This is a genomic window from Candidatus Njordibacter sp. Uisw_002 (assembly GCF_047730155.1).
GTDB lineage: Bacteria > Pseudomonadota > Gammaproteobacteria > Pseudomonadales > Balneatricaceae > Njordibacter.
Genome location: NZ_CP159832.1, coordinates 2373895 through 2386881, shown reverse-complemented (window position 1 = coordinate 2386881; position 12987 = coordinate 2373895). Strand labels below are relative to the sequence as shown.

Annotated in this window: 10 protein-coding genes; 6 read left to right on the top strand and 4 right to left on the bottom strand. The window is 44.4% G+C overall.

What is annotated here, in order from left to right:
- Together hemB and ABXT42_RS11460 are read right to left on the bottom strand one after the other, a co-directional pair.
- Positions 1-1014, bottom strand: coding sequence for a porphobilinogen synthase (gene hemB / locus ABXT42_RS11465; RefSeq protein WP_443628278.1), 1014 nt, complete (start codon positions 1012-1014; stop codon positions 1-3).
- Positions 1015-1042: 28 nt separating this feature from the next.
- Positions 1043-2986, bottom strand: coding sequence for an ABC-F family ATP-binding cassette domain-containing protein (locus tag ABXT42_RS11460; RefSeq protein WP_443628277.1), 1944 nt, complete (start codon positions 2984-2986; stop codon positions 1043-1045).
- Between the two features lie 175 nt (positions 2987-3161).
- Between ABXT42_RS11460 and ABXT42_RS11455 the strand changes: the two genes are divergently transcribed.
- Positions 3162-3836: an FKBP-type peptidyl-prolyl cis-trans isomerase gene (locus tag ABXT42_RS11455; RefSeq protein WP_443628276.1), complete on the top strand. Its 675-nt coding sequence runs from the start codon at positions 3162-3164 to the stop codon at positions 3834-3836.
- Between the two features lie 96 nt (positions 3837-3932).
- Here the strand turns inward: ABXT42_RS11455 and ABXT42_RS11450 are convergent, their stop codons facing one another.
- Both ABXT42_RS11450 and trxB read right to left on the bottom strand, forming a co-directional pair.
- The gene (locus tag ABXT42_RS11450; RefSeq protein ID WP_443628275.1) at positions 3933-4559 is read right to left on the bottom strand and encodes a urate hydroxylase PuuD; all 627 of its coding nucleotides are present in this window, start codon (positions 4557-4559) and stop codon (positions 3933-3935) included.
- A 119-nt stretch (positions 4560-4678) separates the two neighbouring features.
- The gene (gene trxB, locus ABXT42_RS11445; RefSeq protein ID WP_443628274.1) at positions 4679-5629 is read right to left on the bottom strand and encodes a thioredoxin-disulfide reductase; all 951 of its coding nucleotides are present in this window, start codon (positions 5627-5629) and stop codon (positions 4679-4681) included.
- 115 nt (positions 5630-5744) lie between these two features.
- On the opposite strand from trxB, the gene ABXT42_RS11440 reads away from it, so the two are divergent.
- From ABXT42_RS11440 to gshA, 5 genes are all read left to right on the top strand, one after another.
- The gene (locus ABXT42_RS11440; RefSeq protein ID WP_443628273.1) at positions 5745-6152 is read left to right on the top strand and encodes an RNA-binding S4 domain-containing protein; all 408 of its coding nucleotides are present in this window, start codon (positions 5745-5747) and stop codon (positions 6150-6152) included.
- 42 nt (positions 6153-6194) lie between these two features.
- Positions 6195-7100, top strand: coding sequence for an Hsp33 family molecular chaperone HslO (gene hslO / locus ABXT42_RS11435; RefSeq protein ID WP_443628272.1), 906 nt, complete (start codon positions 6195-6197; stop codon positions 7098-7100).
- A 211-nt stretch (positions 7101-7311) separates the two neighbouring features.
- Positions 7312-8871, top strand: coding sequence for a phosphoenolpyruvate carboxykinase (locus tag ABXT42_RS11430; protein ID WP_443628271.1), 1560 nt, complete (start codon positions 7312-7314; stop codon positions 8869-8871).
- Between the two features lie 156 nt (positions 8872-9027).
- On the top strand, positions 9028-11340 hold the full coding sequence (locus ABXT42_RS11425) for a Tex family protein (RefSeq protein WP_443628270.1): 2313 nt from the start codon (positions 9028-9030) through the stop codon (positions 11338-11340).
- An 81-nt stretch (positions 11341-11421) separates the two neighbouring features.
- Complete coding sequence (gene gshA / locus ABXT42_RS11420; RefSeq protein WP_443628269.1) at positions 11422-12984, top strand: glutamate--cysteine ligase; 1563 nt, start codon at positions 11422-11424, stop codon at positions 12982-12984.
- Positions 12985-12987: the final 3 nt, after the last annotated feature.

The window sequence follows — 12987 nt, the reverse complement described above, 5'->3', positions numbered from 1 at the left end:
TTAATCGGATTGTAAAAGTATAGCGGCATCTTTAGCAAAGTAGGTGAGAATACCATCTGCCCCAGCACGTTTTATACCTAACAAAGACTCCATCATTACGCTGTCTTTATCTAGCCAGCCATTTTGGAAGGCAGCCATGTGCATGGCATATTCGCCACTGACTTGATAGGCAAATGTAGGCACCTGTAGCTCTCTTTTCACGCGAGACACTATATCTAAGTATGGCATGCCAGGTTTTACCATGACCATATCAGCGCCTTCAGCAATGTCCATAGCAACTTCGTGTAAGGCTTCATCGCTATTGGCAGGGTCCATTTGATAACCAAATTTGTTGCCCTTGCCTAAATTACCTGCAGAACCCACGGCATCACGAAACGGGCCATAATAAGCTGAAGCATACTTTGCGGCATACGCCATGATACGCGTGGTTTGGTGATTATCTGCTTCTAAAGCATCGCGTATAGAGCCTATGCGGCCATCCATCATATCAGATGGCGCCACCACGTCTGCACCGGCTTGAGCATGAGATAAAGCCTGCTTAATGAGAATATCTACAGTAATGTCGTTAAGCACATAGCCGTCTTCATTAATAATGCCGTCTTGGCCGTGGGTGGTAAATGGGTCTAGGGCTACATCAGTAATAACGCCAAGCTCAGGACAAGCGTCTTTGACTGCTTTGACCGCACGCTGGGCTAACCCATCAGGGTTATAGGCTTCTTCTGCCATCAAAGATTTTGCCGATAAAGGCGTCACTGGAAACAATGCAATAGCAGGGATGCCAAGCGCTAAAAGCTGTTTTGCTTCTTTTACTAACAAATCTATACTCAAACGCTCTACACCAGGCATGGAGGGGATTGTTTGGCGTTGATTTTGGCCTTCAATCACAAACATTGGATAAATTAAATCATCTGTAGTGAGTCTGTTTTCACGCATTAAACGTCGAGAAAACTCGTTATATCGCATGCGTCGCATACGGCTATTAGGAAACTGTCGTTGGCTGGGTTGAAAGCTCATAATGGGCCCTTAGTGTTAATTTTTAGTGCTATTGCTGCAATAACATAGACTCAAGCTCGTCGTTCTTTTCAAGCCAAAGCTCTTCATTGTGTTCATGTTGCTCACTGGCATGGCTTTGTTGAGCCAATAAGTCTTTTAGTTTCGCTTTATTTACCGCTTCATACAAGCTAGGTTGTGCCAGTTGAGCTTCTAGTTCGTCTAGCTTAGCTTGCCATATATCAATGTCTTTTTCATGTTTGGCGATGGCCTTTTTTAAAGGACTAAGTAGTTTACGATTTTCTGCTTGCAGGCGCTTTTGTTCCTTACGCTCTGCAGGCGTTAAGGATTCAGACTCAGCACCTTTGGCAATGCTTGGATCCAAACGCAGAGCTTCTTGTCTGTCTTTCATCTTTGCTTGTGCTTGGGCTTGGGCTAGCGCTTGCACTTGCACTTGGTAGTCTTGCAAGTCACCTTCAAATTCTTTCACTTTACCATCAGCTACTAACCAATAGTTGTCCACCACTTGACGTAACAGATGACGATCGTGAGAGATGACTACGATAGCACCTTGATAGGCTTGTAGGGCCATGGTGAGGGCATGGCGAGCTTCTAAGTCTAAGTGGTTAGTAGGCTCGTCTAACAATAGTAGGTTAGGTTTTTGAATAGCGATCATAGCTAAGGCCAAGCGTACTTTTTCACCACCTGAAAAGTGCTTTACAGGCTCAAAAATGCGCTCGCCTTGCCAGCCAAAGCCACCTAAAAAGTTACGTAATTCTTGCTCACTGGCGCCGGGCTTAAGCCTTTGCAGATGCAGCAGCCCGTTGGCTTCCATGTCCAGAGCTTCTAGCTGGTGCTGAGCAAAGTAACCAATTTTTAGGTGTTCGCCAGGAACTACTTGGCCAGATAAAGGAGCAAGGTCACCTACTAATGTTTTGATCAAGCTTGATTTGCCAGCGCCATTGGGGCCTAGTAAAGCATAACGTGAATCATGTAATAAGGTGATGTTGGCGCTTACAATAGGCTTGTCATAACCAATACTCACTTGATCTAGATCGATTAACGTAGAGCTGGTTTTTTCAAACTCTGGGAATCGAAAGGTAAAAGGAGAGTCGGCATAGGCGGGTGCAATTTTTTCCATGCGCTCTAGTGCCTTCATACGACCTTGGGCTTGCTTGGCCTTACTGGCCTTTGCTTTAAAGCGCTGAATAAAGCTTTCGATGTGGGCTATTTCGGTTTGCTGCTTGGCATACATTACTTGTTGTTGAGCCATGCGCTCAGCTTTTTGACGCTCAAAAGCCGCATAGTTACCACGATAAGAGGTGAGTTTTTTGCGATCCAAATGCACAACCACTTGCACTACCTGATCTAAAAAGTCACGGTCATGAGATACTAAAAATAAGGTGCCAGGATATTTTTGTAACCATGACTCAAGCCACATGGTGGCATCAAGGTCTAAGTGGTTAGTCGGCTCATCTAAAAGCAACAAATCTGATGGACACATGAGCGCTTGAGCTAAGTTTAAACGCACACGCCAGCCCCCAGAAAAACTACCCACAGGTTGGCTCCAATCTTGTTCTGGAAAACCTAAGCCTTGTAGTAGTTGCTGCGCACGGTTTACCGCACTGTAACCACCCACGTGGTCATAATCTGCATAAACGTGACTTAAAGCGGCTTCATCATGAGTGGCTTCGGCTGCCGTAATGGCCTCTTGTGCTGCCCTTAAAGCTACGTCGCCGTCTAACACATGATCTAAGGTAGAGCGATTTACGTCGCCTATCTCCTGGGCCATGTGTGCCATACGCATAGCAGGTGGCCAGGTGAGGTGTCCAGCATCAAGCTGTAATTGCCCAAGCAACAGCTTAAATAAAGTCGTTTTACCGGCGCCATTGCGTCCAATTAAGCCATACCTTTGGCCTGAATTTAGGGTCAAGTGAGCCCCCTCAATAAGAGGTTGGCCACCGCGTTGTAGAGTGATATCGTCAAATTTAATCATGGACGCGGATGATACCACATGCTTAGCTAGCCATAAGCCTAAACACTCATAAATATAGCCAACAAAATGCAATCAAATGTAAACAATTGGAAATACTTTTGCTTCGTGTTTGAACCTTATATATCCTATGCAGCACGCTGAATAATAACGTTTAGCACTATGACAGAGGAATACTATGAAAACTTTAATGAGTCGCTTGGCCGTTACCAGCGCTATTGGCCTTGCAGCAACACCGGCTGCTGCAGAGATCGACCTAAATAACGTGGAGCAAAATGTAAGCTATAGCTTAGGCACTTTGGTTGCTGGTCAGCTTGCGAGCGATTTTGACAACCTTAATTTAGAAGCTTTTGTAGAAGGGTTTAATGCGGCTTACCTTGGCCAAAAAATGCTAGTAAGCCCTGAGCAAGCAGTGGCTGCTGTGCAAAATTACCAACGCCAAGTGGCTGCTTCAAAGTTTGATAGCGCTTTAGTCAATAGTGAAGATTATTTAGCACAAAATGCGCAAAAAGAAGGCGTTCAAGTCACTAAAAGTGGCTTACAGTATGAAGTGTTGGCTGAAGGTGAGGGCGCAAAGCCTGCAGCAACTGATACTGTGACAGTGCATTATCATGGCACTACTTTGGACGGACAGGTTTTTGATAGCTCTGTAGATCGCGGTGAGCCTACACAGTTCCCACTAAACGGGGTTATAGCGGGCTGGACTGAAGGTGTTCAGTTAATGAGTGTTGGCGCTAAGTATAAGTTCTTTATCCATCCAGATTTGGCTTACGGCACTCAAGGTGCTGGCCAGATGATTGGGCCCAACGATGCGCTAATCTTTGAAGTTGAATTGATCAAGATAGGCCAATAAGGCCAAACCTTTTGTTTACAAGCTATTCAACATAGCTTAATTACTAAAAACCCCAGCAAGCTGGGGTTTTTTATGTCTGCTATAAAACCTTACGGTTTATAGGTAGTTCAATACCAATACCATCACAGCAGTTAGGCCTAAAGAGCCATGAATTACGCCCTTCACTGTAGCCAAAGGACCCTGCTTACCAAACATAGCGTTGGCCTGCAGAGCAGCAATGATTACCAACATAGCAATCATAGAATTGCTCATAGTAAATGCACTGTAGCCCATTCCGCCAGTAGGATGGCCAGAAGCAAGCATACAAAACGCCATTGGCGCAGAATATAAAACGTTGTGACGTGAAGCCAACAATGCTTTAGCACCGGCAGCTGGAGCGTCGCCCTCAACCATGCCTAGAGCAATTTTCTGGTTTGGCCAAATGATGATCCAAACGTTTAAAAACATTAGTGTGCCAAAGATAGCACCGATAACAATGTAGTTATTTAGTGCTGCACCAAGGGCGCCTATAAGGATAAGGCCAGTTATGAAAGTGCCCATAGCACCCCAACGGAACCACCACAAAGCACTTGGAGCTAGCTTAGCTTTAGCATCTGCTAGGCCTTCAGGGCTAGCTTGCTTAAAGTAGCCACCTTGAATGAAGTTAAAGTAGTACAGCATACCAATCCAAGTAATGCCGAATAAAACGTGTGACCATCGGAATAAAAATCCTAATAAGTCCATAGTACGCCTCTCATGTAATTTAATTTAAGATAATGGTCCTAGAAGTCTCTAGATCCAAGGGTGATGGCCGCCATTGTACAATTAATGTAACGGCCTGTTCTAGTTTTTTGCAACAAAAACTATTGATCGTCTAAGTAACGCTCTGCATCTAGGGCTGCCATACAGCCTGTGCCTGCAGAAGTAATTGCTTGACGGTAAATATGATCCATTACATCACCCGCAGCAAATACGCCTTCAATACTGGTCTGGGTAGCATTACCGTGGCTACCGCTTTGTACTTTAATATAGCCACCTTCCATGTCTAATTGGCCTTCAAATAGCCCTGTGTTTGGTGTGTGGCCGATAGCAATAAATACACCATCAACGTCTAAATCTTTGGTGCTACCATCTTTGCTACTCTTAACTCGCATGCCGGTTACGCCCATATCGTCACCTAATACTTCATCAAGGTTGTGATGCCACTCTACTTTAACATTGCCATTTTCCACTTTATCCATCAAGCGATCAGCGAGAATTTTTTCGCTACGAAATTTGTCACGACGATGAACTACCGTCACTTCACTAGCAATATTACTTAGATAAAGCGCTTCTTCAACAGCAGTATTGCCACCGCCGATTACAGCTACTTTTTTGTTACGATAAAAGAAGCCGTCACATGTGGCGCAGGCAGATACGCCACGGCCTTGGAATGCAGTTTCGCTGTCAAGGCCTAGGTAGCGAGCACTTGCCCCTGTGCATATAATCAAAGCGTCACAAGTATAGTGAGTGCCTTGACCTGTGAGTTGAAAAGGTCGCTGATTTAGGTCTACAGCATCTATTTGGTCAAAAATAATTTCAGTTTCAAAACGCTCAGCATGAGCTTTCATACGCTCCATTAAGGCAGGGCCTTGTAAGCCCTCCACGTCGCCAGGCCAGTTATCCACTTCTGTAGTTGTGGTTAGCTGACCACCCATTTGCATACCTGTAATTAACACTGGATTAAGGTTAGCGCGTGCTGCATATACTGCAGCAGTGTAGCCTGCAGGTCCAGAACCTAAAATTAGTAACTTACAGTGCTTTACTTCGCTCATGGGGAGTCCTATATAATGATATGGTACAACAAAAAATATGCGCCTGACTTTAGCATAATTCAACCCATACTTCAGGCACTTTATGTCATGCTTTTGTAAACAAACGAGAATGCACATGGGCAACAAAGTCGACAACAATACTGATGATAAAATCCGTTTAGATAAGTGGCTATGGGCGGCAAGGTTTTATCGCACCCGTGCCCTTGCAAAACAAGCCGTTGAAAGCGGTAAGGTGCATTATCAAGGCACTAAAACTAAGTGCAGTCGTGTGGTGGAGCTGCACGCAAAAATAACCATACGCCAAGGCACTGATGAAAAAACTGTTTTAGTGCAGGCTCTTTCTGGCTCTCGAAGAGGTGCACCTGAAGCGGCACTTTTGTATCACGAAACAGCACAGAGCGAAAAAGCGCGAACAGACTTAGCTGCCGGTAAAAAAGCCATGGGTCAAACCACTATTTCACAAGGTAAGCCTACAAAAAAGCAGCGCCGAGACCAGCAGCGTTTTGAACAACAGCAGTTGTAGTTTACAATTAACATGTATCCACCTTTAAGACTTCTTAATCAAATGACCAATGACAAAATGCAAGGCTTCATGTTCGACGATATGGACATCCGTGGCGTTCACTTGCGGCTAGATCAGGGTGTAAAAACCTTATTAGATCAACAAGATTACCCTGCTCCTGTGGCTAGTTTGTTAGCGCAGATGCTGATTGTGGCGTGCTTGCTCAGTGCAAAGCTTAAATTACGGGGTCGCTTGAGCGTGCAAATTCGTGGTGATGGCCCACTTAAGTGGGTCATGGCCGAATGCCGACAGCTAAGCGATGACCCAGAGCAACCATTTAGAGTAAAAGGCATGGCGCAGGTCAATGAACCTATCGCTGCTAATGCAACCCTTAGTGAAATGGTGGCAGATGGCCGTTTAATTATCACTATCGAGCCAGACCAAGGGCAGCGCTACCAGGGTGTAGTGATGGTGGATCAGCCTACCTTGGCTCAATGTATTGAAAGTTATTTTTACCAATCAGAACAGCTGCCTACTCATATCCAACTGGTGAGCACAGACCAAGGTGCTGCTGGCTTTATGTTACAACGATTACCTCAAACTGAGACTGAAGAACACCAAGCTGACTTAGATTGGGAGCTAGTGCATGCTTTGTCTGCCACTCTGACAGAGCATGAACTTGCACAGTTACCAGCAGATCAAGTATTACATAGATTGTTTCATGAGCAGCAAGTAAAAGTGTTTGCTCCTCGGGCTGTTTTGCAAGAGTGTGACTGCAGTCGGCAGCGTTGTGGCGGTGCCATCACAAGCTTAGGAAAAACTGCGGCGGATGAAATATTGCAAGAGCAAGAAGCCATCGTGATTGATTGCCAATTCTGTAACGCCCATTACTCTTTTGATAAAGTAGATTGCCATGTTTTGTTTGAGCAAGGCGTGATTGCTGAAAAAGAACCCCAAGCAGTGCATTAAAATTATAAAGGTGTTTTGTAGATTTTTAATTAATATAGCAACCATTATAATTAACACTAATGGCCCATATTTCATTATAGCCATACTTTTTCAACTTTTTATAATACTTTTCTGCCATAATACAGCCAAATTTTCATCGCCCAAATGGCGTACTCCCGTTTAGGTTTTTAGACCTTGTTTAAAAACCTAAGTAATTCAAAGGTATTGATACATGACTGTAACTGTAGCTACAAATACTGGCACCACCTACACGCAACTTTCCCCTGCAAGTCTGATCCAAAAAGCGATTGCTAACGGTGAAGGTACTTTGGCTAACACTGGGGCACTTAACGTGATTACCGGTCACCGCACAGGTCGTTCACCCTTAGATCGCTTTGTTGTGCAAGAACCAACTACGTCAGATGATATTGAATGGGGTGCTATAAACCGTCCGGTAACGCCAGAAGTTTTTGACGCCCTTTGGGATCGTGTGGAGGCCTCATTAGTTGGTCAAGATCAATATGTGGCTAACGTGCACGTAGGCTCAGATCAAAATCATTACATCCCTATTAAAATGACCACTCAAACGGCATGGCAAAACTTGTTTGGACAAAATCTCTTTATCGTGCCTAAGCAATACAACACTGCCGGCAAAGATGAGTGGCAAATTCTTAACGTAGCCAACTTTGAATGTGACCCGCAGCGCGATGGCACTAACAGCGATGGCTGTGTGATGATTAACTTTGCCGATCGCAAGGTGCTGCTTGCAGGCATGCGTTACGCTGGCGAAATGAAAAAGGCCATGTTTTCTGTACAAAACTTCCTATTACCAGCAAATGACGTATTACCAATGCACTGCTCTGCCAACGTGGGCGATGACGGCAAAACAACTTTGTTTTTTGGTTTGTCTGGCACAGGTAAAACCACACTTTCTGCAGATCCAACACGTTACTTAATCGGTGATGATGAGCACGGCTGGGGTGAAGGCGTAGTGTTTAACATTGAAGGGGGTTGTTATGCTAAGACCATTAACCTTAGTAAAAAGAATGAGCCTCTTATTTGGGATGCCATTCGTTTTGGCGCTATTATTGAAAACGTGTGTTTGGACGAAGACAGTAAAGAAGCGGACTACGACAACACTGATATTTCAGAAAATGGGCGGTGTGCATATCCTTTAGAGCACATTGAAAAACGTACACAAGAAAACTTGGCAGGCGAGCCTGAAGCCATTATTTTCCTAACCTGTGATTTAACAGGTGTGTTGCCTCCTGTGTCTATCCTATCTAAAGAAGCGGCAGCCTATCACTTTTTAAGTGGCTATACCGCACTGGTAGGGTCTACTGAAATGGGCTCAAGTGCAGCGATTCGCTCTACATTTTCTACCTGTTTTGGCGCGCCTTTTTTCCCTCGCCCAGCAGGAGTGTACGCGCAGTTATTGATGAAGCGTATTGAAGCTTTTGGTAGCAAAGTGTACCTTGTTAATACCGGCTGGACAGGTGGTTCATACGGCACGGGTAAGCGCTTTAGCATCCCTACCACTCGCGCTATTATTGCAGCCATTCAAAGTGGGAATATTTCCCAAGCACAAACCCAGCACCTAAGCGGGCTAAACGTAGATGTACCTACTACCCTAGATGGCGTAGATAGTCATTTACTCAATCCACGTGACACGTGGCAAGACCCAGCTGTATACGATGCCGAAGCAGCTGCTTTAATTGCCAAGTTTAACGAAAACTTCAAACGTTTTAGCGTTTCACAAGAGATTGTTGACGCAGGCCCTCAGCAAAGCTAAACCCCACACTGGTTATGTTTGATTATAAAAGGCTCCTTTTTGGGGCCTTTTTTTGCTTTAATATACGTCTTTACGCATGCTTTTAAATCAACCTCTTTAAAACACCACCTAGCGACCCTATTAATAGGCCTATGCTTTAAAATTGAGAAGGATGCTATGTTTGTGATACATCAGCAAATTGCCACCGAACTTGCGGTACAAACTTGGCAGGTAGATGCCGCTATCAAATTATTAGATGAAGGCTCTACGGTGCCTTTTATCGCGCGTTATCGTAAAGAAGTCACCGGAGTATTGGATGACACTCAACTGCGTACATTAGAGGAACGGCTAGGGTATTTGCGTGAGCTAAATGCCAGACGTCAAAGCATTTTAGAAAGCATTGAAAAACAAGATAAGCTCACGCCCAAGCTTGCTAGCCTCATTAATGCGGCAGATAGTAAAACCCGCCTAGAAGATTTATACCTACCTTATAAAATAAAGCGCCGAACCAAAGCTCAAATTGCCATAGAAGCTGGCTTGCAGCCATTGGCTGATGCTTTACTGAAAGACCCTGCCCTTAACCCAGAGCAGGCGGCCCAGCATTATATTAATGAAGAGTTACTCATCAATAGTGCCAAAGACGCCCTAGATGGCGCCAAACAAATATTGATGGAGCGTTTTAGTATAGCGGCTGATTTACTGGCTGATCTGCGTATCTTGGGCTGGCAAAACGCCAAGTGGCAAACGCAGGTGGTTGATGGCAAGCAGCAACAGGGGTCAAAGTTTCAAGACTATTTTGACTTTCAAGAAGCTTTAAAAACTATTCCATCCCACCGTGCATTAGCCATTTTAAGAGGTCGTAATGAAGGATTTTTGCAGGCTACCATTTTATGGTCTGCCAATGAACACCTGCCCTTTGAGTCTAAAGTAGCTAACTATTGGAACATCAAAGATCAGGGTCGTGCCGCGGATAAATGGCTTAATGAAGTGGTGCGTTGGACATGGCGAGTCAAGCTGTCTAGCCAATTAGAAACAGCCCTTATTAATCGAGTTAGAGAAGCCTCAGAGTACAGTGCCATAGATGTGTTTGCTAACAACCTAAAAGATCTATTATTAGCGGCTCCAGCAGGTGAAAAAGTGACCCTAGGGCTAGATCCTGGCTTACGTACAGGGGTGAAAGCTGTAGTTGTAGATTCAACAGGCAAGCTATTAAGTACACAAACTATTTTCCCTCATGTGCCCCATAACAAATGGCAGGCTGCTATAGAGCTCTTGGTACACTGTTGTAAAACCTACTCAATTCAATTGGTTGCCATAGGCAATGGCACAGGTTCCAGGGAGACGGATAAGCTAGTTAAAGAAGTTCAAGCTCGACTAGGTGTTGATGCGCCACAGCGTATTATTGTCAGTGAAGCAGGGGCATCTGTATATTCGGCATCAGCTTTAGCTGCAGCAGAGTTTCCAGAGCTAGATGTAAGCTATCGAGGGGCGGTCTCCATTGCCAGACGCCTGCAAGATCCATTGGCAGAGCTAGTAAAAATAGACCCCAAAGCCATTGGTGTAGGCCAATACCAGCATGATGTAAGCCAAGTGCAATTGATTCGAAAGCTAGATAACGTAGTAGAAGATTGTGTGAATAATGTGGGCGTAGATTTAAATACGGCTTCAGCGCCCTTATTGCTGCAGGTGGCAGGTTTAAATAAAACTATGGCAGACAATATAGTGTTGTATCGAGACCTAAATGGTGCCTTTAAGAATCGTAAACAACTACTTAAAGTGGCACGCTTAGGTGATAAAGCATTTGAGCAATCAGCTGGATTTTTGCGCATACGTGGAGGTGATAACCCACTAGATAGCACCTGCGTACACCCAGAAGCTTACGCTTTAGTGGGTAAGTTAGCTCAACAATTGAACTTGAGCGTTGCTGGGTTGTTGGGTAGTGATCAGCTCAAAAACATTCAGGTTGCAAAGCTACATGAGCAAGGCGTTGGAGAACACACCTTACAAGACTTATTGGGTGAGTTACAAAAGCCTGGGCGTGATCCAAGGCCAGAATTTAAAATGGCCAAACTCACTGATGGCGTAGAGAGCATTAAACAACTCTCTTTAGGCGCCATCATGGAAGGAACGATTAGCAATGTCACAAACTTTGGCGCTTTTGTTGATATTGGTGTGCATCAAGATGGATTAGTACATATTTCTGCACTTTGTGAACAATACGTAAAGGACCCCCACGATATTGTTAAAGCTGGAGATATTGTAAAAGTGAAAGTGATGAATATAGATGTGGCTCGCAAACGTATAGGTTTAACTATGCGTTTAAGTGATGAATTACCCATACAAGATGATCCATCAACTTCTGATAAAGCTGCGCCTATTCAAGCCCACCACAAGCCTTCTCAAAAGGCTAAAACCAATGTTAAGCCTCAACAAGCACTTGGCAGTATGGCGCAAAAACTAAAAGATGCTCATGCGCAATTAAAAAAGTAACACCTACACAGAAATTGAACGCAAACTAGGCTAAACTCCGCTCGTCTAGTCTTCGCTATTTAAGACAATTTGGAACTATAAATGCCAACATATTTATCACAACGCCTAAAAAAGGTGAAAAACTCTCCCGTGGCTAGCACTTTGCTGAGCCTGCAGTGCGGTATTGAAAAAGAAGGCTTGCGCGTGTCTTTAAATGGCCGAGTCAGCCATGCTGGTCATCCCAAAACGTTAGGATCAAGCCTAACCCACAGCAGTATTACTACGGATTACTCAGAAGCTTTGTTGGAATACATCACACCTGTCTTCCAAAGCCCTGTTGCGGCCTTAGAATTCATGCAAGAGCTGCATAGTTTTAGCGCCAGCCAGTTACAACATAGTGGAGAGTATTTATGGCCTGCTAGTATGCCTTGTTTCTTGGATGGAGAAGATGATATTCGCATTGCGGATTTTGGCTCCTCAAACACAGGCAAGCTTAAGCACACATATAGAGTGGGTTTGGCCTATCGATACGGCAAGATTATGCAATCTATTGCTGGTTTGCATTTTAATTTCTCACCCAAAGACAACTTTTGGCCAGAGTATCAAAAACTGTTAGGTGATGAGCAGCCTTTATGTGATTTTCAGTCCAGCCAATACTTTGGTTTGATTCGAAACTTTAGACGCCATTCATGGGTATTGCTATACCTATTTGGAGCGTCCCCCGCTATTGATACAAGCTTCGTAAAAGGGCGTGATGTGCCTTTGCTTAAAGGCCCAGGCGACTCTTTAGTAGGGCCTTATGCCACCTCTTTGCGTATGAGTGATGTGGGATATAACAATAAAGTGCAGTCGGTTTTGAGTTTGTGTTTTAACGACTTAGAAAAATATGCAAAATCCTTAGAGCATGCGATCTCTACCCCTTTGTCTATGTATGAAAAAATAGGTGTAAAGGTGGATGGAGAATATCGCCAACTCAACGCTAACCTATTACAAATTGAAAACGAGTACTACAGTGACATAAGGCCAAAGCGGGTGACTCGTGCCGGCCAAAAGCCGGTACATGCTCTCAAAGAAGCAGGTGTGGAGTATGTCGAAGTACGCAACATCGACCTAAACCCGTTCTTGCCTTTAGGTATAGATGCACAACAAAGTCATTTTATAAACGCCTTTCTTAGTTGGTGTTTATTTTCTGAAAGTCCAGTAATTAGTGACCAAGAGTGCAGCGTTATTGGTGTAAACCAAACGGTTGTGGTGCACCAAGGCCGCAAGCCTGGACTGATGCTTGAAACCTGTGCAGGCCCAAAAAGCTTACACAGCTTAGGCCTTGAAATGATGGAAAGCCTGCGTTTAGTGGCAGATATCATGCCGCAAAAACAACAGGTTTTGGCAGCCATAGAGGCTATGACAGCGCGTATAAATGACTCCACGCTGACACCTTCAGCCCAAGTGCTAGCGGCTATGGAGCAAGGTGGTTTGTCGCATCAAGAGTTATGTTTTAAATTAGCTAAGCAGCACCAAGAGTATCACTTGAAGCAAACTATATCTTTACAGCGCAGGCAAGAGCTAAGTGATCAAGTGCATGAATCTATTGCTAAGCAAGAGCAAATTGAAGCTGAGCAAACTGAATCTTTCGATGACTTTTTGGCGGCTTATCTGGCCCAGTAAATG